General features: G+C 55.9%; 22 protein-coding genes and 1 tRNA gene. 13 read left to right on the top strand and 10 right to left on the bottom strand.

The features are described 5' to 3' along the window. On the top strand, positions 1-211 hold a 211-nt coding region (locus ABJF76_RS08255), incomplete at its 5' end, for a transposase (RefSeq protein ID WP_413821988.1). A 951-nt stretch (positions 212-1162) separates the two neighbouring features. On the opposite strand, the gene ABJF76_RS08250 is transcribed toward ABJF76_RS08255, so the two are convergent. The 4 genes from ABJF76_RS08250 to mtgA form a co-directional block, all read right to left on the bottom strand. After that, complete coding sequence (locus ABJF76_RS08250) at positions 1163-3154, bottom strand: hydantoinase/oxoprolinase N-terminal domain-containing protein (protein WP_413821987.1); 1992 nt, start codon at positions 3152-3154, stop codon at positions 1163-1165. 14 nt (positions 3155-3168) lie between these two features. Further along, a complete protein-coding gene (gene queG, locus ABJF76_RS08245; protein WP_413821989.1) occupies positions 3169-4188 on the bottom strand; it encodes a tRNA epoxyqueuosine(34) reductase QueG in 1020 nt (339 codons plus the stop codon). Positions 4189-4260: 72 nt separating this feature from the next. Then, positions 4261-4926, bottom strand: a complete 666-nt coding sequence (locus tag ABJF76_RS08240) for a glutathione S-transferase family protein (RefSeq protein WP_413821986.1) — start codon at positions 4924-4926, stop codon at positions 4261-4263. A 56-nt stretch (positions 4927-4982) separates the two neighbouring features. Next, positions 4983-5705 (bottom strand): monofunctional biosynthetic peptidoglycan transglycosylase, encoded by a 723-nt coding sequence (mtgA, locus tag ABJF76_RS08235; RefSeq protein ID WP_413821985.1) that lies wholly within the window; start codon positions 5703-5705, stop codon positions 4983-4985. A 252-nt stretch (positions 5706-5957) separates the two neighbouring features. Between mtgA and ABJF76_RS08230 the strand changes: the two genes are divergently transcribed. Next, positions 5958-6194: a hypothetical protein gene (locus ABJF76_RS08230; protein ID WP_413821984.1), complete on the top strand. Its 237-nt coding sequence runs from the start codon at positions 5958-5960 to the stop codon at positions 6192-6194. A gap of 3 nt (positions 6195-6197) precedes the next feature. On the opposite strand, the gene gltB is transcribed toward ABJF76_RS08230, so the two are convergent. The 4 genes from gltB to ABJF76_RS08210 all read right to left on the bottom strand — a co-directional run bounded on the left by gltB (position 6198) and on the right by ABJF76_RS08210 (position 13172). Continuing rightward, positions 6198-10730 (bottom strand): glutamate synthase large subunit, encoded by a 4533-nt coding sequence (gene gltB, locus ABJF76_RS08225; protein WP_413821983.1) that lies wholly within the window; start codon positions 10728-10730, stop codon positions 6198-6200. Beyond that, a complete protein-coding gene (locus ABJF76_RS08220) occupies positions 10727-11425 on the bottom strand; it encodes a hypothetical protein (protein WP_413821982.1) in 699 nt (232 codons plus the stop codon). The genes gltB and ABJF76_RS08220 overlap by 4 nt, the downstream gene beginning before the upstream one ends. Continuing rightward, positions 11422-11622: a hypothetical protein gene (locus ABJF76_RS08215; RefSeq protein WP_413821981.1), complete on the bottom strand. Its 201-nt coding sequence runs from the start codon at positions 11620-11622 to the stop codon at positions 11422-11424. The genes ABJF76_RS08220 and ABJF76_RS08215 overlap by 4 nt, the downstream gene beginning before the upstream one ends. Positions 11623-11735: 113 nt before the next feature. After that, positions 11736-13172 carry an NAD(P)-dependent oxidoreductase gene (locus ABJF76_RS08210; protein ID WP_413821980.1) on the bottom strand — a complete coding sequence of 479 codons (1437 nt, stop codon included), beginning with the start codon at positions 13170-13172 and terminating at the stop codon, positions 11736-11738. Positions 13173-13388: 216 nt separating this feature from the next. On the opposite strand from ABJF76_RS08210, the gene ABJF76_RS08205 reads away from it, so the two are divergent. Further along, positions 13389-14192, top strand: coding sequence for an undecaprenyl-diphosphate phosphatase (locus tag ABJF76_RS08205; protein WP_413821979.1), 804 nt, complete (start codon positions 13389-13391; stop codon positions 14190-14192). Here ABJF76_RS08205 and ABJF76_RS08200 read toward each other — a convergent pair. After that, entirely contained in the window at positions 14189-15169 is a 981-nt protein-coding gene (locus ABJF76_RS08200) for a complex I NDUFA9 subunit family protein (protein WP_413821978.1), read from the bottom strand. The genes ABJF76_RS08205 and ABJF76_RS08200 overlap by 4 nt on opposite strands. Before the next feature lie 201 nt (positions 15170-15370). Between ABJF76_RS08200 and ABJF76_RS08195 the strand changes: the two genes are divergently transcribed. Both ABJF76_RS08195 and ABJF76_RS08190 read left to right on the top strand, forming a co-directional pair. Next, positions 15371-15457, top strand: a tRNA-Leu gene (locus ABJF76_RS08195). A gap of 150 nt (positions 15458-15607) precedes the next feature. Then, a complete protein-coding gene (locus ABJF76_RS08190) occupies positions 15608-16024 on the top strand; it encodes a hypothetical protein (protein ID WP_413821977.1) in 417 nt (138 codons plus the stop codon). 831 nt (positions 16025-16855) lie between these two features. Here ABJF76_RS08190 and ABJF76_RS08185 read toward each other — a convergent pair. Next, entirely contained in the window at positions 16856-17278 is a 423-nt protein-coding gene (locus ABJF76_RS08185; RefSeq protein WP_413821976.1) for an RrF2 family transcriptional regulator, read from the bottom strand. Between the two features lie 103 nt (positions 17279-17381). Between ABJF76_RS08185 and ABJF76_RS08180 the strand changes: the two genes are divergently transcribed. From ABJF76_RS08180 to ABJF76_RS08145, 8 genes are read left to right on the top strand one after another with little or no spacing between them, the layout of a single operon-like run. Continuing rightward, positions 17382-18593, top strand: a complete 1212-nt coding sequence (locus tag ABJF76_RS08180) for a GTP-binding protein (RefSeq protein WP_413821975.1) — start codon at positions 17382-17384, stop codon at positions 18591-18593. Continuing rightward, entirely contained in the window at positions 18590-18862 is a 273-nt protein-coding gene (locus tag ABJF76_RS08175) for a DUF6525 family protein (protein WP_413821974.1), read from the top strand. Before ABJF76_RS08180 ends, ABJF76_RS08175 begins: the two co-directional genes overlap by 4 nt. 10 nt (positions 18863-18872) lie before the next feature. Beyond that, on the top strand, positions 18873-20396 hold the full coding sequence (locus tag ABJF76_RS08170) for an ABC transporter substrate-binding protein (protein WP_413821973.1): 1524 nt from the start codon (positions 18873-18875) through the stop codon (positions 20394-20396). Continuing rightward, positions 20393-21076, top strand: a complete 684-nt coding sequence (locus ABJF76_RS08165; RefSeq protein WP_413821972.1) for an ATP-binding cassette domain-containing protein — start codon at positions 20393-20395, stop codon at positions 21074-21076. The genes ABJF76_RS08170 and ABJF76_RS08165 overlap by 4 nt, the downstream gene beginning before the upstream one ends. Continuing rightward, on the top strand, positions 21070-21789 hold the full coding sequence (locus tag ABJF76_RS08160) for an ABC transporter ATP-binding protein (protein WP_413821971.1): 720 nt from the start codon (positions 21070-21072) through the stop codon (positions 21787-21789). The genes ABJF76_RS08165 and ABJF76_RS08160 overlap by 7 nt, the downstream gene beginning before the upstream one ends. Then, the gene (locus ABJF76_RS08155; protein WP_413821970.1) at positions 21786-22724 is read left to right on the top strand and encodes an ABC transporter permease; all 939 of its coding nucleotides are present in this window, start codon (positions 21786-21788) and stop codon (positions 22722-22724) included. The genes ABJF76_RS08160 and ABJF76_RS08155 overlap by 4 nt, the downstream gene beginning before the upstream one ends. After that, on the top strand, positions 22717-23511 hold the full coding sequence (locus ABJF76_RS08150; RefSeq protein WP_413821969.1) for an ABC transporter permease: 795 nt from the start codon (positions 22717-22719) through the stop codon (positions 23509-23511). The genes ABJF76_RS08155 and ABJF76_RS08150 overlap by 8 nt, the downstream gene beginning before the upstream one ends. Beyond that, positions 23508-24407: a DMT family transporter gene (locus ABJF76_RS08145; RefSeq protein ID WP_413821968.1), complete on the top strand. Its 900-nt coding sequence runs from the start codon at positions 23508-23510 to the stop codon at positions 24405-24407. Before ABJF76_RS08150 ends, ABJF76_RS08145 begins: the two co-directional genes overlap by 4 nt. Positions 24408-24485: the final 78 nt, after the last annotated feature.

Genomic DNA, 24485 nt, shown 5'->3' with positions numbered 1-24485 from the left:
TGAGAGCTTCTTTTCCCGCCTGCGCAACATGATCCAAGGCCAGCACCACGGCGTTTCGCCTAAGTACCTGCACCAATATGCGAACCACTCTGCATGGTTGGAAGACAACCGCCGCACCGACAACGGCACGCTGGCGCGGATCGTCGTGTCAAACGCGATGGATGCGCCCGTGTCGCGCAACTGGAAGGGTTACTGGCAGCGCGCGGCGTAATTCGCAGGAAATTTTGCGTGATGAGTCCAGTTCTTCTTGTGTTTATATCCAGATTTGTTTAGAAAAAGATGGCAGGCGAAGGGCCGTAACCCTCCGCCAAGAAAGTCACATTAGCCAATCGGCCAGTGCGAGCAATCCAACCGCAATTGTCACAATATTTGCGACAAGGGCGATAACCGTCAGATAATGCTGCATAGGGGTCTCCTACATGCATCGTCTGACGCGTCAGACGGTTTAAAACCGCTGTCATTTTTTAAACTGCCGTTGCTAGCAGTTGAGCGTCCCTATGATCACTTGGGGCGTTCGCTTCGACAAACGTCCATCCGTCACTGCCTTCGTGGAAAGTAGTGGCGGATTTCGCAGAGCCTTAGCCATTTTGGTGCTAACCTCAGACACAGGGCCGCTAAGCCCTACCCATCGCCAAACGCGGCATCCCGCGCATCGCGCGGTCTCAGGTATCTAAGGGTAGATCAGAGCGGCCTGCATGAGTCGAGTCCGACATTCTCCACAAGCACCCATCTGGCCCGAAGTCCTGCACCACATGCCCCCGATGCTTCAGCCTATCTAGCGTTTGCGTTGTTCGCACATAGGCCTCCCTTTCGCTTATCTCAGGCCGATTGGTGGCAACATGTGCCGCAATCACTCGCAAAGGCGCGGGACCGCATCTAAGGGCATTTAGGACCAAAGCTGACATATGCCCCCTACGCGCCGCATCCTCGGTCTTAGCTGGCAGTACGGCTGGCATATGAACGCTACGCTGGGCCAGCAATGACTCAACGTGTCCCAAGCCGTCCAGACTTCCCCTTATGATTTGCTTGCGTAGCGCAAGAAGCGCCCCGTCTATCGATTTGTCCTGCATGCCGCTTTTATAGCGTGTCGGGATTCACAAATCTTGGTGCGTTTGATACATAAGGCCGGGTGTTTTAGACCCAAAGAAGGCGGGAGTGACGTTCAATCCACTGCCACACGCGGACGTCCTGCGGCCTCGACTGTCAAGGTTGCTTCTATAAACACTTCGCGCGCTTCAACCTGCGCTGTGCGAATGTCGCGGGTCACTCGGATGTCGATTTCTAATGCGCCTGCGGCTGTAGCTGCCGCTGTGGCAGCGTCGCGCAAAGCGGTTTCCAGGCATTTAAGGGCTGGGTCGGCCGCTGTGAAATCTTCTGGCCCGCTGTCCAAATGCACACGGAACCGCCCTTCGCTTGGGGAGGTCACAGTACCGCTGCGACGCATTGTGACATGTCCCACAACTGCCCCGATCGCATTGGCGACCCCGGCGTCAGTGGGCAGGATCATTTCTGTGCCTGTTAAAGCGCCGACCGCCGGGTAATACGTTGCTGCAGACGCCCCAAGGCCCACAACCGGCACAGCCAGGCCAGCGTTGATTTGCAGGGCGTTTTTGTGTCCACTTAGACCTTTTTGAAGCAGAATGTGGTCTGCAAGGTTTTCGTCGAAGCCATCTTCGGCCAATGCGGTTTGTAAAAGAGCCTGCCCGGTTTGATGCGTCAGTTGATCAACCACTATTTGCGCCATCTGTTTTGGATCCTTGGTTAGCACTTCGCCTGCGCCGGTGCGTCGCCGTCCGAAAAGTTGGCATGCAATCCGTGCTGCCGTTGCATCCCATGCATTTAGATGCCCCAGCACGTGACTGGCATCAGATGGCGTCAACCCAGATATCTGCAACAGCCCACGCGCGACCAGCCGCTTGAGCGCCCCCAATTCCATCCTAGTGCGCAAAACAGACCCTAACGGGTGCACATCGTCACCAATGCGCGCCAAAAGGTCCGCATCCCGCGCGGCAAGACCGCCCGCGTGGACACCCGGCACAGCGCGCACAAAACGCCCGTCAAATTCGCCGGGGGTCGTGTTGCGCATTTGTGCCTCAAGCGCCGGCAACACCACATCAGGCGCTTCTGCGGCCATCAGCGACACCGGAACAACCCGACGAGGCCCCAACGTCACGCCCCCAAGCAATCCTTCTCCCACAAAGTGGACCTCGCTGTCGCCACCAAGGCCTGTGGTCCGCATTGCTACCGCTTCGACCATGGTGCGAAACGCACCGACACGTGCTCCATCAGGGTCAATCTTTGGGCGCCCATCCTTCAACATCGCAACATCTGTTGTCGTTCCGCCGATGTCGCTGACCAAAGCGTGATCCGCCCCTGTCAGCCAACGTGCCCCGACAATGGATGCAGCTGGGCCGCTTAGGATCGTCTCAATCGGACGTTGCCGCGCTTGCGCCGACGACATCAAGGCACCGTCCCCACGCACAACCAGCATAGGCGCATCGATACCAATAAGACGCAGTTCATCTTCGGCACGGCCAATGAGGGCATCGATCAGACCGATCAGACGCGCGTTCAGAACCGCCGTTAACGCCCGCTTTGGTCCACCCAACTTGGCCGACAATTGATGGCTGGCAGAGACAGGGCAACCAGTGATGTTGCGCACCAATTCAACGACGCGCTGTTCGTGTTCAGGATTGCGCGTCGCAAATTGCGCTGCGACGGCAAAACTGCTCACATCTGTTTTATGTGTCTCTAGAAATCTGCGTAGGGTCGCCTCGTCCAGATCAGCGGTTTGCAATCCATCATGATTGTGCCCGCCAGAAAGCACACAAACCGGATCATTTCCCAACGCTTGGGCCAAGCCCTGTGTGTCCAGATCCTGCGCCCGAAATCCGACATAGATCAAAGCAACGCGACCGCCCTGCCCCTCGACCAACGCATTGGTCGCCAAAGTGGTGGATAATGACGCCATGGCAACATCGCTCGCATCGACACCTGATGTCTCAAGCACAGTGCGCACTGCTGTGCCGACGCCGATTGCAAGATCATGCCGGGTGGTCAACGCTTTGGCGCGGGCCAATACTTCCTCATCATCGCGGATCAAAACCGCGTCGGTATAGGTGCCACCCGTATCGACACCCAGCGATATCGCCATGCCTGTTCCCTCGCTTAACTCAATCGCGCCACGGCCCAGCACGCTGCATCCGCGACCGCCGGATCCGGGTCTTCGGCCAATCCTTGCGCGATAGACATCAATGACACATCATTCGAATTCCCAATGGCATAAAGGACATTGCGCACAAATCGATTTCGCCCGATCCGCTTAACCGGAGAGCCCGAAAACCGAGTCCGAAACTCCGCATCGTCCAATACAGCCAGCTCGGCCAAAGGTGGCGCGCCCACAGCCCCCAAATACCGCATATCACTGGCCGCTACGGCGAATTTGTTCCACGGGCAAGCCGCTAAACAATCATCACACCCATAAATGCGGTTCCCCATCGCAGCGCGCAAATCAGGCGCAATTGGTCCCTTATGTTCAATCGTGAGATAGGAAATGCAGCGGCGCGCATCCAACTGATATGGGGCAATGAATGCCTTTGTCGGACAAGCATCAAGACAGGACGTACACGATCCACAGTGATCGACCTCAGGCAAATCGGGTTCCAAATCCAATGTTGTGAAAATCGATCCTAAAAAGGCCCAATTGCCCCATTCACGGCTGACCAAGTTCGTATGCTTGCCCTGCCAGCCAAGACCTGATGCTTGACCCAAGGCTTTCTCTGGGACGGGCGCGGTATCGACAAACACCTTCAACTCGCCGCCCGCTTCTTCTATCAACCACCGCGCCAAACGCTTTAGACGTTTCTTGACGATGTCGTGGTAGTCACGCCCCTGCGCATAAACCGAAACGGCACCCAAATTCGGGCGTTCTAAAACGGCCAATGGATCATGTTCGGGTGCATAACTCTCGGCCAGCATCAGGATCGAACGCGCCTCAGGCCAAAGCACTGATGGATCAGCACGCCAATGCATCCGCTCGGCCATCCACCCCATCTGCCCATGATAGCCAGCGGCCACATATGCGTCCAACCGCGCTGCCATCTCGGGTACCGCATCTGGGCGACAAACTCGGGCCATTACAAACCCTTCCTCCAAAGCACGCGCAACAACGCGGTCCTTCAGATCCATATCTTCATCTTGCAAAATAAACTCCGGGGAGTCGCAAAAGCGACGGGGCAGAGCCCCAGCACAGCGCCAAAATCAGAAGTCGAGGTCATTGTAGTGTCGCGGCGGTGGAAAGCCCGGCACCTGATCCGCCAAAATAGACCGGAACGCAGGGCGGGATTTGATCTTGGCATACCAATCCTTGACGACCTCGCTGCGGTTCCAATCCACATCCGAGATATAATCAAGGCAAGACAAATGCGACGCCGCCGCAAAATCCGCCAGCGTCATTGCATCACCAGCAAGCCAGCGGCGATGATCCAGCAACCATGTCATGTAGTCCAAATGATACTTGATGGCCTTTGCGCCATCTTTGACATTGCGGCTGTCGGGAAACCCTTTGCTCATTACCTTCTTGTTGACCCGTTCATACAGCAGTTTGGATGTGACTTCGTGATGAAACTTATCGTCAAACCACCCCACCAAACGGCGCACTTCCAACTTACCCGCTGAATCGCTGGGCATCAGCGATGGTTCTGGACGAGTCTCTTCGATGTATTCACAAATGGCCGCACTTTCGGCCATCATCACCCCATCAAGGCGCAGCACCGGCACTTTGGCGGCCGGGTTACGTCGCAGAAAGTCAGGATCCAATTCCCAAAAGCGTTCTTCAACCAACTCCACCTCGATCTTCTTTTCCGCCAAAGACAAGCGTACCTTGCGGCAGAAGGGAGATAGAGGGACGTGAAACAAACGGGCCATGGTAAATCCGGGCTTTTTTAGTGGTTAGGTATCCATGCACCTTCGTCAGAGTATTTTCAACTCTGGAAACAGTCTGCCCGCCCATCCGCGCGGATGGTGGCCGCTCCGTCGACGATCTGACTGGCACGTTTTCGTACGAAACTCGATGGGTTGCTGGCTGAACGCCCCTTGGGATTAGGTAAAATCGCAGCCAACCGGGCCGCCTGAGTGGGCGTGAGAGAAGCGGCATCGACACCGAAATAGTGTTGCGCGGCAGCCTCGATGCCAAAGACACCTTCATCGAACTCTGCCACGTTCAAATACACCTCAAGAATGCGTTGCTTGGACCATAGTGCTTCCATCAATGGCGTCAGTGCCGCCTCAAGCACTTTGCGGGTCCAAGTCCTGCCGTGCCACAAGAACACGTTTTTCACGACTTGTTGGCTGATGGTCGACGCGCCGCGCCCACTGTCGTCTTCAAGCGCCTTGCGGATCGCGACAATATCCAATCCCCAATGATTGCAAAAATTGGCATCCTCTGCGGCCACAGCAGCCCGGGGCATGACAGGTGCGATTTGCTCCATGTCAGCCCATTTTTGTTCTACACCGCCCAATCGGCGGGATTCCTGCATCATGTAATATGTCGTAGGTGGGTTAAACACGCCCCAAAGAACGACCAAAAACACCGCAAGCAAAAACGCAACGCTGATCAAACGCAGGGTCCAGCGCATGATCCAACGATCGGGTCGAAACCGACGCCGTGGGGTTTTCTTGGTCTTCTTTGTCGTGCGTTTCGCCATGGCCCAGCTATAGGGCCCTGTCGCCGCCAAGTGAACCAAAGTGTTCCCTGAAACACGTTTCTACTGCGCCGATTGCATCAGTTACGTGCCTTTGTCTGGTGCATTTATTGAAGGTGGTCATCGTTCCATCAACGCGCCATTCACCAAAAACATAGAAAACTCTAATTAATTACAAGGCGTTAATCGCTCATGCCGCCATGATGATTTTGCTAACCTTGATCTACGAAATTTTAACTGATCAGGAGATTGGAGATGATCGAAGAAACGACACCACATACAACGCCAAGCGCCGTCGCGCCTGAGTTCCGCGTTTTGAATGCGACCGATGCGGCATTGATCTGGCTTTTGAAATGGGCCGGAGACGCCGACCACGTCATCGCGAACAAACTAAGCACAATGCCCAGCCGTGTGAGCGACGTTTTAGCGGAAACCACGCACGTTGGCAGCCGCGACAAGGCGACCAAAATGGCCGCCTCGCGCAAGGACTAGATCTTATTCAGCTGGGATCGCACCTTTATCAAGGCTCAGCGGTGCTGGAAGATGAACAAGCATTTCTTTGGGGCAAACTTGCAGGAAGTGGTGCTGTTCGCTGTCCCAATTTTGCAAGATATCAGCAGCCTTTGCGCTGCCCGTTTCGCGCAGATGGCGTTCCAGAAGTTCTTCCAACTGGGTCATCCAGTGCGACACGGTGACAGGGCATGCAACCAGCGTTTCCATGTTCATCAGGTCCAAAGCGTTGCCTTCAGGGTCGTACAAATATGCCATACCGCCGGTCATCCCGGCGCCAAAGTTGGCCCCGATTTCCCCAAGGATAACGGCCACACCCCCGGTCATGTATTCACAACCGTTGCTGCCACAGCCTTCGATGACCACAGATGCACCCGAGTTACGCACAGCAAAGCGTTCACCGGCACGCCCAGCGGCGAACAAGAAGCCATCGGTCGCACCATAAAGCACAGTGTTTCCAATAATGGTGTTATCGGCAGCCAAGATGGGCGAAGCCATGGGCGGCCGCACCACAATGGTGCCACCAGACAAGCCCTTGCCGACATAATCGTTGGCATCCCCGGACACTTCCAGCTTTAGGCCCGGCGCCGCAAAGGCCCCAAGCGATTGGCCAGCCGATCCGGTCAGTTTTACTGTCAGGTGATCGGGTTGCAGTGTGTTGCGCATGCCGAATTTGCGCACAATGTGGCTTGAGGTGCGCGTGCCCACAGTGCGGTGCGTGTTTTGCACGGCATAGGACAATTGCATCTTTTCACCATCTTCAAGGAACCGCGCAGCATCGCGCACAATCTGTGCATCCAGCGTGTCAGGCACGGCATTGCGGTCCTTGTCACGATTGTAAACGATGTCGGCCGCACCATCGACGGTTATCAGCATTGGGTTCAGATCAAGGTCATCCAGATGGGCCGACCCACGGCTGACCTGCGCCAACAGGTCTGCACGCCCAATCACATCATCCAAGCTGCGCGCGCCAATCTCGGCCAGCAGCTCGCGCACTTCTTGCGCATAGAAGGTAATCAGGTTCACGACCTTGTCTGCGTTGCCGGTGAACTTATCCCGCAGCGCTTCGTCCTGCGTACAAACGCCCACGGGACAGGTGTTCGATTGGCACTGACGCACCATGATACAGCCCATCGCGATCAGCGCAGCGGTGCCGATGCCGTATTCTTCGGCGCCCAGCATCGCAGCCATGACAATGTCACGCCCTGTGCGCAAACCGCCGTCGGTCCGCAGGGTTACGCGTTCGCGCAGGTTGTTCATGGACAGCACTTGGTGTGCTTCGGTCAGGCCCATTTCCCATGGTAGACCTGCGTATTTGATCGATGTCGCAGGTGACGCCCCAGTGCCCCCATTGTGGCCCGAAATCAGGATCACGTCCGCTTTGGCCTTGGCCACACCGGCAGCAATCGTACCCACACCACTGGAAGCCACCAGCTTTACAGTCACCTTACAACGCGGGTTGATCTGCTTAAGGTCATAGATTAGCTGCGCCAGGTCCTCGATCGAATAGATGTCATGGTGCGGCGGCGGCGAAATCAACGTCACCCCCTTAGTCGAGTGCCGCAACCGCGCGATCAAGTCCGTGACTTTCATCCCAGGCAGCTGCCCACCTTCGCCGGGCTTGGCACCTTGGGCGACTTTGATTTCCAGTTCTTCGCACTGGTTCAAGTATTCCGCAGTCACGCCAAAGCGGCCTGACGCAACCTGTTTAATCTTAGCGGACGGGTTGTCGCCATTGGGTTCGGGGTGGAAGTGCGCCGGATCTTCGCCGCCTTCGCCACTGTCTGATTTGGCCCCAATCCGGTTCATCGCCACGTTCAGCGTCTTGTGCGCCTCAGGTGACAACGCACCCAACGACATACCCGGAGTGACAAAACGCTTACGGATCGACGTGATGCTTTCCACCTCTTCGATCGGCACAGGTGCGCCGAGCGGTTTGATATCCATCAAATCGCGCAGGTGGATTGGTGGCGCAGAGCGCATTTTGGCAGAGTACTGTTTCCACATCGCAAAAGAGGCGTTGTTACAAGCAGTCTGCAACAAGTGCATGCTGGTCGCTTCCCAAGCGTGCGTTTCGCCAGATTTGCGCAGCTTGTAGAACCCGCCCATCGGCAACACGTTGGTCCCTGCCCAGCCTTGCTTGTGAACGCCTTCGGCCTTGGACTGGATGCCCGTTACACCAATGCCGCTGATCCGGCTGGTCATACCGGGGAAATACTCGGCACACATGGCGCGGCTTAAGCCGACGGCTTCAAAGTTCAGACCACCCCGATAGGACGACACAACGCTGATCCCCATCTTGGCCATGATCTTGAGCAAACCCTGATCGATCGCGTTGCGATACCGCGCAACAGCTTCGGTCAAAGTGCCATCCATCAGGTTGCGATCAATACGATCAGCCAAGGAATCTTCGGCCAAATAGGCGTTGACCACAGTGGCCCCACACCCGATCAAAACCGCAAAGTAATGCGGATCGACGCATTCGGCAGACCGCACATTCAGCGAACAGAAGGTGCGCAGACCTTTGCGTGTGAGGTGACTGTGAACAGCAGATGTCGCAAGGATCATCGGCATCGCCACTTTGTCGGCGTTTGAATGTTGGTCTGTCAGGACAATGTGCCCAGCGCCCGAACGCACGGCATCTTCTACTTCGTTCCGGATGCGTCGCAAGCCGGCACTCAGGGCCGACTCATCACTGGATTCAAAGGTACAATCGACCTCGACCAAATCGACGTTGAAATGTTTGACCAACTCGTCCCACTGCGCGTTGCCAATGAACGGGCTGTCGAGGGTGATGATTTCGGTCTGTGCACTGCTTTCATCCAGCACGTTTTTCAAGTTCCCAAAGCGGGTCTTCAGGCTCATCACCCGGAATTCGCGCAAACTGTCAATCGGCGGGTTGGTGACTTGGCTAAAGTTCTGCCGGAAGAAGTGCGACAGCGGGCGGTATTTTTTACTCAAAACAGCGCTTGGTGTGTCATCGCCCATCGAGGCCAACGCCTCTTTTGCATCCTCGGCCATGGGCACAAGGATTTGCTCTAGTTCTTCGATAGAATATCCGGCCGCGATTTGGCGGCGGCGCAGTTCTTCACCTGCAAACAACGGCTTTTCAGTAGCCCCTGCGATCGCAGGCTCCAGCTCTTTGATCTTGCCGACCCATTCGCCAAACGGCCGGCTGGCAGCCAGCTGGTCCTTGATTTCGGTATCGCGGTACAATTTTCCTTCGGCCATATCGACCGACAGCAATTGGCCGGGCCCAAGCGCGCCCTTTTCGATTACGTTGGCTTCGTCCTGTGGCACCATCCCGGTTTCCGAACCCGCAATAACCATACCATCCGCAGTCACGACATAACGCATCGGGCGCAAACCGTTGCGATCAAGCCCCGCGCAAACCCAGCGCCCATCGGTCATCGCCAAAGCAGCCGGACCATCCCAAGGTTCCATCACCGAGTTGCAATATGAATACATATCGCGCCACGCTTGCGGCAATTCGACCGCCTGCTTGGACCAAGATTCAGGCACCATCATTGTTTTGGCCATCGGCGCGTTGCGTCCGGCGCGAACCAGCACCTCGAACACGGCATCAAGGGCGGCCGAGTCGCTCGACCCGCTTGCCACGATGGGTTTGATATCTTCGGCCATGTCGCCAAACGTGCCGCTTGCCATGCGGATTTCGTGCGATTTCATCCAGTTCAGGTTGCCCTTCAGGGTGTTGATTTCACCGTTGTGGGCCAGCATGCGGAAAGGTTGCGCCAACCACCACTGCGGGAATGTGTTGGTAGAATACCGCTGGTGATAGATCGCGAACGCGCTTTCAAACCGTTCATCCATCAAGTCGGGATAAAATTCCGCCACCTGTTCCGCCAGCATCATACCTTTGTAGATGATGGACCGGCACGACAGCGAAGCGATGTACAACGCTGGCACTTGTGCAGCCAGCGCCGCTTTCTCGATGCGCCGGCGGATCACGTACAATTCACGTTCAAAGGTTTCCTCGTCGACACCTTTGGAGTTCGAGATCAAAATCTGTTCGATTTCAGGTCGGGTGGCGTTCGCCTTGTCGCCGAGGCAGGAAATGTTCACAGGCACATGGCGCCAGCCATAGATATAGTAGCCCATGCGCAGGACTTCGGTCTCGACGATGGTCCGGCAAGTTTCTTGCGCACCAAAATCGGTGCGGGGCAAAAACACCTGACCCACAGCAATCATGCGATCGCGATCCGGCGTGTGGCCGGTGCGTTCAATCTGATCATAGAAAAACGGAACTGGGATCTGGATATGAATGCCAGCACCATCGCCAGTCATACCATCCGCATCAACCGCGCCGCGGTGCCAAATCGCCTTAAGCGCTTTGATCCCGTTTTCGACCACCGCCCGGCTTTTGGACCCATCCACATTAACGACCAAACCAACCCCACAAGAGCTGTGTTCTTCGGCCTCGGAGTACAGACCGTTTTCGGCCATGAACGTGCGCTTGGCTTCTTCACGGGCCACCCATTCAGCGTCATATTTGGTCATTGGTCATATCCTTTCGCGGTCGGGACAAAGCGCGCCAAGGAGGCGTCGCAGTCATAAAGCGGTGTCTTAGAGAAAAACCCGGGCTCACCCGGATAGATAAAGTCGATCGGCGATACGTCATCCTCGAAGGGACCATTTTCGCTCGTGCCTTGGTACGTGCCCGCAATAAAGCGGCGGTGTTTGACCGACACGTATTCCGTGCCTGTGATTTCTAGCGTGGTGCCACTGGTCGTTTCATGGCGCGCATTGAATTCGGTAACCAACAGCGGTTCGTCATCAATAACAACGCTCTCGCCTGTCAGACGATCAAATCCGACAACACGGACCGGACCGCTTTGCGTGCGCATTGTGAAATCATAAGCGTCGATGCCGGTTTCTAAAAGTTCAGTCAGGCTGGCCGGGTCGTCCGAGGGTTGCACCAATTCGCGTCGGCGCGTTGGAAACAGATGGTACGATTCGATCCACTGGGTTTCACTATCAATGCGCGCGACGAACTGCGGACCGTCTGCGGAAAATTCCATGCGCCAACTGTGGCCGGGGTTGGCCTCGCAGGTCCAAATGTTGTCGACCTGACAACCCCGAGACTGCACAGTTAGTTCAGCCGTACACCCTTCTGGCGGATAGAAACGAGTCCCATCCTCCTGCGCCTGCGCAGCACCTGCCCCTATCAAGGCGAGAACGAAAGCCCGGATCACGACGCACCCCCGTATTGCGTTAGCGCGCCAGCCACATGGGCGTAGCTGTCCGGCATGTGACTCGCAAAAATCCCGATAGGCAATTTCAATCCGGTACCGCGGCGGCGGTGTTCACGATGACGACTGGATGACGTATCAGGCACATTGTGCGATTCAAAGCGCACAGCGCCACACAGGCTTGCTCCTGACTTTTCCATGTCTCGTCTCCATTACTGTCAGCTTGGCTGACCCAACTTCGCTTTTGTCGGCTTTCAGATACACCACCTTAGGAACACAACCTGTTCGTGTTTGGCGTATTGATCCTTTGGACCTATTCGGCGGCTATCGCGGTCGTGCTGAATTGCTGCAAAATCGCTTCGGCACAGTCACGCCCATCGCGAATGGCCCAAACAACCAAGGATGCGCCGCGCACAATGTCACCCACAGCGTACACGCCATCCATTTGCGTCTTGCCAGAAGTAAATTCGGCCTTGATCGTACCCCACCGTGTCACTTCCAATTCAGGTTGATCCCACAATGTGGGCAAGGCCTCGGGTTCAAAACCCAACGCTTTGATCACTAGGTCGGCGTTTTCAACATAGTCGGCGCCTTCGATAACTTCGGGCGCTTGGCGACCGGTCGCGTCAGGTGCGCCCAAACGCATTTTCTGCACCATCACACCAGAAACGATGTCGCCATTGGTGGCAAAGCCCTTGGGCGCGCTTAGCCATTCAAAGACCACGCCTTCTTCTTCGGCGTTTTGCACTTCGCGTTGGCTGCCGGGCATGTTCGCGCGGTCACGGCGGTATAGGCATTTAACAGATGTCGCCCCTTGGCGGATCGACGTGCGCACACAGTCCATCGCCGTGTCTCCACCGCCGATGACAACCACCCGCTTGCCTTCGGCATTGTAACGTCCGCTATCGAACTCTTCGACTGCGTCACCAAAGCTTTTGCGGTTGCTTGCAGTCAGGAAATCAATCGCCTTCTCGACACCTGCGGCTTCGCCGTTCGGCATTGAAACATCACGACTTTTGTAGACACCCGTGGCAATAATTACCGCATCATGGGCGGCACGAATATCGGCAAAACTGATGTCCCCGCCCACATCACAGTTCAGCTTAAAGGTCACACCACCCTGCGCCAGCTGATCGTTGCGGCGCATAACGATGTCTTTTTCCAATTTGAAACCGGGGATGCCGTAGGTCAGCAAACCGCCAGCGCGGTCATAGCGGTCATACACAGTGACCTGCACACCTGCGCGGCGCAACACATCTGCGGCGGCCAGACCACCGGGGCCTGCGCCAATGATCCCAACAGATTCCGCGCGTTCTACGGCCGGTTTGATCGGCATAACCCAACCGTTTTCCCACGCCGTGTCCGTGATGTACTTTTCAACGGACCCGATGGTGACGGTCCCGTGGCCCGACTGCTCAATCACACAATTGCCTTCGCACAGACGATCCTGAGGACAGATACGACCACAGATTTCGGGGAAGGTGTTGGTCGCTTGCGATACCTCATAAGCTTCTTGCAAGCGCCCTTCTGCTGTTAGGCGCAGCCAGTCGGGTATATTGTTATGCAAGGGGCAATGGGTCTGGCAGTACGGCACGCCACATTGCGAACAGCGGCTGGATTGCTCCTTGGCTTTGGCGTCAGCGTATTCTGCATAGATCTCGTTGAAATCCTCACGGCGCACCGTCGCTTCACGCTTTTGGGGCATGTCACGTTCGATATTCACGAATTTCAGCATCGGCTGTTCGGCCATGGTCTTCTCCTGCCAGTCCCTAGTCGTTCGAGCGCAGTATGACATCTGCGCAGGAATTAAAAGTCAATAATGCTGACATATATGTCGAAAATTTGACACTGGCTCTGCAATACGGCGGTTTTTGACCTTAATTTAGGTCCGAACCGGGCCCTTAAGCCCCTTTGCCTTCAGAATCACCGCCCTGTACGAAGAGCCCAACATAAAGGCACAACTGGCATGACACTGTTTCAACTTCTCATCGTCGCCGTCATTCAAGGCGTGACAGAATTCTTACCGGTCTCGTCCTCCGGGCATCTGATTCTGCTGCCCGCGCTGACAGGCGGACCGGACCAAGGGCTGGCCATTGATGTGGCTGTCCACGTAGGAACTTTGCTGGCCGTCATCCTGTACTTCCGCGCCGATGTCTGCATCGCGGTCGGCGGCATTGGGCGGCTAGTCCGTGGGCGCGTCGACACCCCTGGCGCGTTTCTTGCTTTGTGTTTGATTGTCGCGACCATTCCCGCAGTGGTCGTCGGCTTTGCGATCAAAGTCACTGGTTTGGACGAAGCCATGCGGTCGGTGGCTGTTATCGGCTGGACGATGCTTATCTTTGGCCTTGTCCTATTTTGGGCTGACAAAACCGGCGACACCAAGCGTGTGGCCGAAAGCTGGACGCTAAAACACGCCATATACATGGGGCTCGCGCAATGCCTCGCTTTAATCCCGGGCACATCACGGTCTGGCATCACGATCACCGCCGCACGGCAATTGGGGTATGGGCGTGAAAGCGCTGCAAAGCTGTCGATGTTGATGTCGATCCCAGTCATCACCGCCTCAGGCGCGCTTTTAAGCCTTGATGTGCTCGAGCAAGCTAACTGGGCCCTCGCCCGCGACGCCGGCATCGCCGCCGCTTTCGCCTTTGTCGCGGCCCTTGGCGCACTTGTGTTGATGATGCGCTTGTTGCGCAGCATCAGCTTTACGCCTTACGTCATCTATCGCGTCATTTTCGGGATCGGCCTGTTAATCTGGACCTATAGTTAGGCGCGCAGGTTCTTGGCGCTTTCCTTGATCGCGTCGTACTGACCAGAGGGGCGGAAGCGCCACAAATAATCAGGCAAAACCGAAGGCATGGCTACTGGATCAATGCCGAGATCTGCAAGCCCCATGGCCCCATCCGCAACGACATTGTCGCTGCGTAGACTGCGCACTTGATCACGTGTGACGGGCGCTCGGACAAGGCCAAGGGACAGGATTTGTCCAACCTCCATCCCGAATGCCATGATGTTGGCCGCGAAAAACGGGATATTCAGCACGAGGCGACGGCGGCGGATAATCCCAAGCATCATCGCCATCAAATCGCGGAAAGACTGCACATCTGGTCCGCCAAGTTCGTAAACGCCCGTTGTCACATTTGTCGTCAAAGCCACCTCTGCGGCTTTGGCCACGTCGTCCACATAAACCGGTTGGAAAAGCGTATCAGCCCCGACAACAGGCAGCACCGGCCCAAGCCGTGACATGCCAGCGAAACGATTAAAGAATCCGTCTTCGGCACCAAATACAATCGACGGGCGCAAGATTACCGCATCTGGCATATGCGCCAATACACCGGCCTCGCCTGCGGCCTTGGTGCGTGCATATTCACTTTCGCTGTCGGCGTCCGCTCCGATCGATGAAATATGAGCCATCTGGGCAACACCATGTTCTGCCGCCAACCGAGCCACGCGTTCTGCGCCCTCGGCTTGGACAGTGTCGAACGTGTTCTTGCCATGGGCGGCCAGAATGCCCACGCAATTCACGACAGCGTCAGCGCCAGCCATCGCCTGCGCGACGGATGCATCGTCTCGGATGTTGCAAAGAATGGGCTCAACTTGGCCGACAACGCCATAAGGCTTGACGAACATTGCTTCGTTTGGGCGACGCACGGCAACCCGAACACGCCATCCAGCCTTGGCCATGCGCCGGGCGATATACCGCCCAACAAAACCCGACCCACCATAGATTGTGACAAGTTTGGACATGACCGTTTCCTCGTGTTTACGTCTTTGCACTGGTCTACCCACCCTTGCTTACGCAGACAAGACGGCAAATTAGCGCGATCTATGGCCTAATCATCTTTGTTGCGTTTGTTAGAATGGCCCTGACCGGCTGAACACAGGCACCCTCAGAATCAGATTGACACCTTCCGCCACTGTCCTTAAACGCCGCCCTTACCAACCCGTGCCCAGATGGCGGAATTGGTAGACGCGCTGGCTTCAGGTGCCAGTGACCGCAAGGTCGTGGAGGTTCGAGTCCTCTTCTGGGCACCAAATTTTCCGCAATAAGAAATATATTTCAGATAGATATGCTGTATTTTAATTTCTCAGCCCACCCTCTGGTCCACCTTTCGTTGCTCCGTGGGCTCCCAACAAATCAAGGTTCCTTCTTGTAATCAGCGCGCCATTTGCGCAGTAAAAAGAATGACCTCTAAACCTTTCAAGCCATTGTCTGATTTAGATTGGCACCGAATTGCCAATGGCGATGTGTATGGGCCAATAGAGGTGGGCGAAATTGAGTATTGGCTGGCGGTGCATATTGGTGCTGCTGTTTGCAAAGTGCAGATGAATCGGCCGTATATTCAGAAGCTGCGCTACAAACACAACTTAGACCCCAAAGAACTAGCGATGATGGCTGGTATGATGGCAGTTTCGCACGGCCCTCCAATCTCCGAAAACAACAGCAGGTGGACCTTCTTACGGTATGACGAAGACATGCGTCGGTATTACAAGCTTGGCTTGAAAATGACTGATGGAGGCAAAGAGCTGTGGATTTGTAGGTTTCATAGATTGTCAAAGAATGAATACAATCGGTTACTTCGCAAAAGCTTGAAAAAATAGAAAGGGGAGCACTGCTGCTCCCCTTTTTGGTACGGTCGAGTCTCCAATTTCTCGACATAGTCCACATGCACCAAGCAGTTGGCTTTTTTGCACAGGTACGGCCTGGAGTTTCACCGCGTCACGCACGGCTAACTTAGCAGCACAAGTTAAAGAATCAATAGAGTCAAAGGGTTGATCACACCAAGGTACCATGAATCTGAAATCCAAAGGAAATTTCTGTAACAATGAATCACCATGTCAGTCGTTAAACACTTGACTACATGACAACTAGGTGAAGCAAGGTGTCAATTTCTGGTCATTCTTGGCTAATGCGTATCGCGCGCAAGGTGCCTACTAAATTGCAAAAGTTCCTGTAGGATTTTGCTCGCATCCCATGCCGATAGTTCGGGTGCTGTGAACCAGATCCAGTTCCACCACCTGCGCCATGCATTCGGCACACCGTCCAGCCGCGCACCGCAGGATTTTTGCATAGAAAACCAGTGCGCTTGGCATGGGCAGTGCATCGCGGGGATGTATGCGCCCTTTGCATGGGGTTAGAGCGTGCAGAAGTTGCGTTCTTCAAGCGCGTCTCACCGTCCGCTCAACCCCGTCAAAATGCAACTTTCACCCAAGTATGGATAGCACCCTCAACGTCGATTTTCATTGCAAGTGGTATTTGGCGGCATGTTCGACAGGGGCGATGCTATGTTAGCGGACATGGTGGTCCTGCATGCTTGTTTGCACAGCAGATGCAGACGTTAAACACACAATCAAAGCTTGGACAGCGGGCTACGATTACGGACAGTCACATATTGCAAAGGGGGTGAAACTCGCTTTGCGCCCCTTTTCGGATCAATCGCAATTAATCTCTTCGGTTTCTCGCACTTCTGCGATTGTGGTTGCGGCCAGCCGCTCCACAAGGTTGCGTTCAATGTCCTCCAAGACCGACGCGACTTTCCTCTGTAGGATATTCTCCACCGAACAGGTGGAAACGGCCTCTTCTTCGTTCGTGGCAACAAGGCTTTCGTCCAGCCCAATGTAAACATCAGCCAAGGTGATTTCGTGAGGTCCGCGGGCAAGACGCCAGCCTCCGGCATGACCCTTTTCAGACGTCAAAATTCCTGCCTCGCGCAATTTTCCCAACACACGACGCACCACGACAGGGTTTGTTCCAGCATGCTCGGCGATATCCGCTGACGTCCGCACGCGGTCTGGTTCACTCGCCATGTGGCCGAGGGTATGCAAAGCAAGAGACAGGCGCGAATTACGTTTCATAGGCGGGTCTTCTCCACATTGGGCTTAATGTAACTTTTTCTGTTGCATTAATCTAGTAACTACGTAAGTTACCTGACTTGCAAGGCAACAATTGGAAATGAACATGTCAGATACACGCCTTCCGGTCACGGTGCTTTCGGGTTTTCTGGGCGCAGGGAAGACCACCCTTCTCAATCGTGTGTTAAACAATCGCGAAGGTCGCCGTGTCGCAGTCATCGTTAATGACATGTCCGAGGTGAACATCGATGCCGATCTGGTTCGTGCGGACACTGAACTGAGTCGGACAGATGAGACGCTGGTCGAGATGTCAAATGGTTGTATCTGCTGTACCCTAAGGGATGACCTGTTGGACGAGGTGCGGCGGCTCGCGGCCGAAGGGCGCTTTGACTACCTGCTCATCGAATCGACAGGCATCTCTGAACCGCTTCCGGTGGCGGCCACCTTCGACTTTCGCAACGAATTTGGTGACAGTCTCGCTGATGTGTCGCGCCTAGATACGATGGTTACCGTCGTGGATGCTGTGAACTTGCTGAATGATTATTCCAGCCACGATTTCCTACACGACCGTGGTGAAACAATGGGCGAAGAGGATGAGCGCACATTGGTCCACCTGTTAACCGATCAGATCGAGTTTGCGGATGTTGTGATCCTGAACAAAGTGACTGATGCGGGGCCAGACCGTGTGGATGCGGCACGCAAAATAATTCGCAGCCTAAACGCCGATGCGCGGATCATTGAAACGGATCATTCAGATGTCTCTGGTGATGCGATCCTAGACACAGGCCTTTTTGATTTCGAGCAGGCCCACGAGCATCCAATGTGGGCCAAGGAACTGTATGGTTTTGCCGATCACACGCCCGAAACCGAAGAATACGGCGTGGCATCTTACGTATACCGCGCGCGGCAACCATTTATCCCCGAAAAAATCTTAAACGTTCTGAATGGCGATCTGCCGGGTGTCATCCGCGCAAAGGGCCATTTTTGGATCACGTCCCGCCCGGAATGGGTCGCGGAATTTTCGCTCGCTGGATCGCTGTCGAGCGTCAAACCGCTGGGCACATGGTGGGCCACCGTGCCACGAGACCGTTGGCCCGAACATGACAGCGCGCGCAATTACATGCAGGCCCATTGGCAAGAGCCTTGGGGCGATCGGCGTCAGGAAATTGTATTTATTGGCGCAGGCATCGACTGGCCAGCGATCAAAGCCCAGCTTGATGCATGCCTTGTGCCAGAGTCGGTCGCGCGCAGCACCGATGCGTTGCCAGACTATACCGATCCATTTCCCGTTTGGCGGCATGCCCAGGCCGCAGAATGAAGCGCAATCTTGGTCAAACATCTTTGCGCAGACGGCGTCGACCCGTCGATCCAATGCATGCCTACGATTCCTTGCCGACACCGCTGCGGCAATGGCTTTCTCAGGCGGCGCTACCTTGGTCACCCGCTTCTGCCGGCAAGATCTGGACACGCGCACAAGCCAAGGGTTTAAGCGCGGATGACGCGCTGGCCCTACTGTCCCGTTCAGAAGCTCAAACGCTCGCCCGCGACAAACGGGCGATCCATCAATCTAACTATCCAACAGAATAAGGAACTTTCTATGTCGTTCATGACACGGCTTGCCGCTGCCGCAATCCTTTCTCTTTCAACCGCATTGCCTGTGATTGCACAGGAAGGGACCCTCAATATTTCTGTCGGCTTCATTTCCAGCGACCCGGTGCCTGATCCGCGGGCGGGCTACAACGGTTGGATGTCGAACCAAACCGGTGTGACCGAAACCCTGATGGGGATCGATTACGAATTGAACCTGTACCCCCGACTGGCTGAAACCATCGAACAAGCAGCACCCACAACCTGGCGCATCACATTGCGTGACGGGCTGGCCTTTCACGATGGCACCCCCGTAACGGCTCAGTCCGTTGTGGATGCGATCACACCGATTTCTGTCGAAGATCACCCGGGTTATAACGCGCGCATCGCAAACCTGCTGGATCTTGCATCGATTTCCACAGATGGCGACACGGTTGTTGTGTTCGAAACCAACAGCCCCAACGCAGCTTTCCCTTGGACATTGTCTGAACCCGGCATTGCCATCCTTGGCGCTGCATCCCAAGATTATCCAATCAACGGCACCGGCCCATACGTTTTCCAAGAAGCGATCCCAGATCAGCTTTACCGTGTCGCCGCAAATGGTGACTACCGCCTTGGTACGCCCGGTTTTGAGGAAGTCCGCGTTGTCGGCATCCCCGACCCCGGCGCATCCGCGCTGGCGTTTGAAGCTGGCGAAGTTGACATGGTGATCAACTATCCCGAAACGGATTTTGCCCGCATTCAGGAAACCGGCGCGCTTGGCTTTGCGGCCCCAACCGCGCGGCTTTATTTCTATACTGTGAACGCAGCCAGCGGCCCAATGGCAAATCCGCTGATCCGACGCGCCGTATCGGCCGCGATTGATCGCGAAGGGATTGTTCAAGCCGCCCTATCTGGTGTTGGCGGCGTCCCTGCGGGCACCGTGTATCCGGCAGGTATGGGATGGGCCGCGGACATTGATCCGGTTTATGATCCAGCCTTGGCAGAAGACCTGCTGGCCCAAGCAGGCGCTGTCAAAGAAGACGGCACATGGATGCTTGACGGTGCACCGCTGGAAATCGACATCGTGACATATTCCTCGCGTGCGGCATTGCCCCCCACAGCCGAACTGACCCAAGCGTTTCTGCAAGCCATCGGCGTCACAGCAAAAATCAGCGTTGGCGAATACGGGGCCAGCAATGATGCCATCGCAGCGGGCGACGCAGATATGTTTCTTCAAGCTTGGGTGACCACACCACAAGGCGACCCCGGCGCGGTGCTTGAGACGTTGTTGAAATCCACCGGTGGGTCAAACGCCGGCGGCTACAACAACCCCGATCTAGACCAACTGTTGGCAGATGGGCGCACGACCTTTGAACAAAAGGCGCGCGCTGCAATCTATGACCAAGTACAACAGATTATTGCCGCAGACGCCGCAATGATCCCCGTATTTCACGTTAGTCAGACCAATGTGGCACGTGCGGGCTTGACCGGATACGCAGTTCACCCGACAGAGACATACTGGATCACGCACGAGACAAAATTGACCGAATGACCATCATCGCAACCGGCCTGAGCGCTATCCGCTCAGGTCGTACCATTCTTCACCCCACGGATGTGGACATCAAGCCCGGCGAACGCGTCGGGCTTGTTGGTGCCTCGGGGTCAGGAAAATCAACGCTTGGTCATGTGTTGATTGATACACTGCGCACCCACGGCATCAGAGTGTCTCATGTGCCACAAAGCCCCGATGAGGCGCTTGATCCGTTGCGATCAATGGCCTTTCACTGGGCCGAGGCAGAACGCGCTTTGGCGCTTAAGCCTGACCTAACCCGCCAACAAGCGCTGTTTAGTGCCTTGCACATCGACGGCGGTGATCTGCGCAAACGCCCCTGGGGCTGGAGCCGCGGGATGCAACAACGCTTTGTTATTGCGATGGCCCTGATCGGCACACCCGACTTGCTTGTCATGGACGAACCGACCTCTGCCCTTGATCCGGTTGTCGCGGCGGGCACGATGGATTTGCTTGATGAATATCTTGCAGATCGTCAGACAGCGTTGCTACTTATCACACACGATCTTGGCCTTGCTGCGCGCAGAGTTGAACGATTGATGGTGATGGATGCGGGTCAGATTGTCGAAGACGCCCCAATCGAGCAGTTTCTTATGGCACCCTCAACACAAGCTGCCCAAGCGCTTTGCGCCCACCGCAACTGGTTGGAACTGCCATGCTAAAGGTTGATCAACTCGTTGTCAGACGCGGTTCTACTGTGTCATTGCAAGACGTGTCCCTGACGCTTGCCCCAAGCCAAACGCTGGCCGTAGTCGGCGAAAGCGGCGCAGGGAAATCGACGTTGATCAATGCAATCCTTGGGCTTGTGCCATATGCAAGTGGCCAAGTGACTTGGAACGCAAAACCTGTTCGTACCTGTCGGCCTGCGCTGGTTATGCAAGAACCACGCAGCGCCTTTAATCCGCGCATGTCCCTGCGTCGTTCCGTGATGGAACCCTTGCGCGGGCGTTCGCCCGCCAACGACCGACTTGCGCGCCTATGTTCCGGATTAGAGGTCGCGCCTGATCTGTTGGATCGTCGACCAACCGAGGTTTCAATCGGGCAAGCACAGCGTGTTGGCATCTTGCGCGCGTTGATCGCCGCGCCACCTTTGGTTCTGTTCGATGAACCAATGGCGGCATTGGATGCGGTCACACAAAAACACACCGCGCGTCTGATCGCGCAGATGCAGCGCGAAGAAGGGTTTGCAGCCCTAATTGTGACGCACGACCTTGGTTATGCGGCGGCCTTTGCAGACAACATTGCAGTCCTGCGCGCGGGGCGCATCCAAGAGCTCACAGCCGCGCGCGCCTTTGTTGAGGCCCCGCAAACCGCCTATGGCCGCACCCTGCGCGATGCCGCATTTTCCCTCGGCGCGTTGGAACGGGTCGCGTGATCCAACTGACCCTAAACCTAATTTTGCGCGCCATCGTGGTTCTAACCGGTACGGCGCTCGCGACATTTACGTTGCTTTGGTACGCGCCGGGCGATCCTGCATTGGCTGTGGCGATGGCCCGCTACAACGCCGTTGTCCCTGCCGAAGTCATCGATCAAGTGCGCGCAGAGGCCGGTCTGGACGCGGGTTTCTTTCCGGCCTTCCAAGCTTGGGTTTCGCCACTGTTGCGGGGCGATTTCGGCCAATCTTCGGTGACGGGCCGAGACGTCTGGCCCGAGATGGTCACAGCAATATCTTACACCGTTCCGCTTGCACTGGCGGCGCTGTTCGTTGGCCTTGCGGTTGCGGTGCCATTGGCGTTGATCGCCACGCGCAATCCCGGCAGCTGGTTGGATCGCGGCGCTGTGGCGCTGGCCTCGATTGGGGTGGCGATCCCGGCGTTTTGGCTTGGTCTTTTGCTAATCTTGTTGTTTGCGGTGCAACTGGGCTGGCTGCCAGCAATGGGTGCGCGCACCTCTGCGCATGTAATCCTGCCTGCCTTGACGCTTGGGTTAGGCGTGGCGGCATCGCTGACCCGCATCCTTCGATCCAGCATCCTAGAAGCCCGCGATCAGCCGTTTCTGCCCGCCTTACGACGACGCGGCGTGGCCCATCGTGACATTGAACGCGATCACATCGCCCCCCATGCCGCAATCCCTTTTGTAACGGTCTTGGGTCTTGAACTCGCGTTCTTGCTGGAAGGGCTTGTCGTCGTTGAGGTCATATTTGCCCGGCCCGGATTGGCCGGTTTCCTTGTGTCCGCAATCGGTGCCCGTGACTTTCCCAAGGTGCAAGCGGCGGTGCTGATCACGGCGGTGGTGTTCGTGATCGTCAACTTGTTGATTGATGTGTTGTATCGCGCCCTTGATCCACGGATCGGAGAACACGATGCGTAGCGTTGTCTGGCTTGTTCTTGTCCTTGTGGCACTTGGTGTGTTTGGCCCGATGCTTGCGCCCCATGACCCGACGCAGATCGATATCCCAAACCGCCTTAGCGCACCCAACGCGCAAGCGTGGTTGGGCACAGACGCAACCGGGCGCGATATCTTGTCCCGCCTGTTGCATGGGGCACGTTGGTCACTGGGGCTGGCATTCCTTATTTCGGTCATTGGCTTGGTGATCGGCACCCTGATCGGACTGCTTGCAGCACTTGGCGGCAAAACGGTTGATTGGATCGTGATGCGCACTACTGATACATTCCTAGCCTTCCCAGAGCTTGTCGCATCAGTTGTCATCGCCGGGGTTTTGGGGGCAAGCACAGGCAGCTTGATCTTTGCGCTGACCGTCACAAGTTGGATGCGCTATGCCCGTGTTGCGCGCGCCATTGGGCTATCGCTAAAAACACGCGGTTATGTGGTTCAGGCACGCCTTGCAGGCCTTTCGCCCTTGGCCATCGCGCGATGGCACTATCTACCGTCTTTGCTGCCATCATTGACCGTCGTTTGGACCGGAATGTTTGGACGGGCCATTCTGGGCATATCCACACTTGGGTTCTTGGGGTTCGGAGTCCAGCCACCGATGCCCGAATGGGGCACGATGTTGCTGGACGCGCGGATCCATATGCGATCAACCCCGCTGCAAATGATCTGGCCTGGCCTCGCTGTGGTGATCTGTGTGCTTGCCATCAATCTAGCTGGCGACGCACTGCGTGACGCGTTGGCAGAACAGGACCATAACGCATGAAAGACACAGACTGCCCGAGACGCGGCATCGGGCTGCGCATCCTGTCCGGCGTGCTATTTGCAGGAATGGTCATCTGCGCCAAAGCCCTAAGCGACAACGTGCCGCTTGGCGAAATCGTCTTTTTCAGATCCGTTTTTGCTGTTTTCCCATTGATCGCATTCCTATGGCTGCAAAACGAATTCCCACAAGGGTTGGCAACCAAACGTCCAATCGGCCATCTGGTCCGTGCAAGCTTTGGGGCGCTGGCTTTGTTTGCATCCTTCGCCGCGGTCGCCCGATTAAACATCGCTGAAGTGACCCTGATTACACAACTGTCACCGATTTTGATGGCCATCGCCGCAATGGTTTTGCTGCGTGAACATCTAACAATCTGGCGCTTTGGCGGGCTGGTCTTTGGTTTTGCTGGGGTCATCGTTATGGTCTGGCCTGAACTTGGTCATAATGGCGCATCCGGCACGCGCCTTGTTGGGTTCGGCCTCGCAATTCTATCGGCGATCCTTGGGGCGATTGCGATGATCATGGTTCGCAGCCTCAACCGAACAGAAAGCCCGGGTGCTATAGCACTTTATTTTGTGCTTGCTTCTATGGCCGGTGCTTTGTTGACGTTGCCATTTGGGTGGATACTGCCAACCGGCTGGACACTTTTGTTGCTGATTGCAGCGGGCCTGCTCGGTGGTTTCGCACATATCGCCATGACACTTGCATTCCGCTATGCAGAGGCCACGCGGCTTGCCCCATTTGAATACCTCGCAATCCTATGGCCAATTCTGGCTGACCTTTTGATCTTCAGATCTTCACTTTCAACCAGCTTTGTGTTCGCACTTCCTTTGATCTTGCTTGGGGCCACGATTGCCGCCGCCGAAAAAGACCGGGGTCCTCGGATGGCAAAAGCGTAATAAGACATGTTTCCAAAAGGATTTGACCGCGAAACCAGCCATCGATCTTTATCTAGGCAAGTTGGCGTTTTGCCCGCA

The organism is Tateyamaria sp. (genome assembly GCF_039940735.1).
In the GTDB taxonomy this organism is placed as follows: Bacteria; Pseudomonadota; Alphaproteobacteria; order Rhodobacterales; family Rhodobacteraceae; genus Tateyamaria.
Note: the sequence above shows the minus strand (reverse complement) of the source record. Positions and strands in the feature narration are given on the sequence as shown.

Coding starts and splice junctions, on each gene's coding strand:
- ABJF76_RS08250 (WP_413821987.1), bottom strand. CDS start 3,154: ATGGCGATATCGCTGGGTGTCGATACGGGTGGCACCTATACCGACGCG.
- queG (WP_413821989.1), bottom strand. CDS start 4,188: ATGGATCTGAAGGACCGCGTTGTTGCGCGTGCTTTGGAGGAAGGGTTT.
- ABJF76_RS08240 (WP_413821986.1), bottom strand. CDS start 4,926: ATGGCCCGTTTGTTTCACGTCCCTCTATCTCCCTTCTGCCGCAAGGTA.
- mtgA (WP_413821985.1), bottom strand. CDS start 5,705: ATGGCGAAACGCACGACAAAGAAGACCAAGAAAACCCCACGGCGTCGG.
- ABJF76_RS08230 (WP_413821984.1), top strand. CDS start 5,958: ATGATCGAAGAAACGACACCACATACAACGCCAAGCGCCGTCGCGCCT.
- gltB (WP_413821983.1), bottom strand. CDS start 10,730: ATGACCAAATATGACGCTGAATGGGTGGCCCGTGAAGAAGCCAAGCGC.
- ABJF76_RS08215 (WP_413821981.1), bottom strand. CDS start 11,622: ATGGAAAAGTCAGGAGCAAGCCTGTGTGGCGCTGTGCGCTTTGAATCG.
- ABJF76_RS08210 (WP_413821980.1), bottom strand. CDS start 13,172: ATGGCCGAACAGCCGATGCTGAAATTCGTGAATATCGAACGTGACATG.
- ABJF76_RS08205 (WP_413821979.1), top strand. CDS start 13,389: ATGACACTGTTTCAACTTCTCATCGTCGCCGTCATTCAAGGCGTGACA.
- ABJF76_RS08200 (WP_413821978.1), bottom strand. CDS start 15,169: ATGTCCAAACTTGTCACAATCTATGGTGGGTCGGGTTTTGTTGGGCGG.
- ABJF76_RS08190 (WP_413821977.1), top strand. CDS start 15,608: ATGACCTCTAAACCTTTCAAGCCATTGTCTGATTTAGATTGGCACCGA.
- ABJF76_RS08185 (WP_413821976.1), bottom strand. CDS start 17,278: ATGAAACGTAATTCGCGCCTGTCTCTTGCTTTGCATACCCTCGGCCAC.
- ABJF76_RS08180 (WP_413821975.1), top strand. CDS start 17,382: ATGTCAGATACACGCCTTCCGGTCACGGTGCTTTCGGGTTTTCTGGGC.
- ABJF76_RS08175 (WP_413821974.1), top strand. CDS start 18,590: ATGAAGCGCAATCTTGGTCAAACATCTTTGCGCAGACGGCGTCGACCC.
- ABJF76_RS08170 (WP_413821973.1), top strand. CDS start 18,873: ATGTCGTTCATGACACGGCTTGCCGCTGCCGCAATCCTTTCTCTTTCA.
- ABJF76_RS08165 (WP_413821972.1), top strand. CDS start 20,393: ATGACCATCATCGCAACCGGCCTGAGCGCTATCCGCTCAGGTCGTACC.
- ABJF76_RS08160 (WP_413821971.1), top strand. CDS start 21,070: ATGCTAAAGGTTGATCAACTCGTTGTCAGACGCGGTTCTACTGTGTCA.
- ABJF76_RS08150 (WP_413821969.1), top strand. CDS start 22,717: ATGCGTAGCGTTGTCTGGCTTGTTCTTGTCCTTGTGGCACTTGGTGTG.
- ABJF76_RS08145 (WP_413821968.1), top strand. CDS start 23,508: ATGAAAGACACAGACTGCCCGAGACGCGGCATCGGGCTGCGCATCCTG.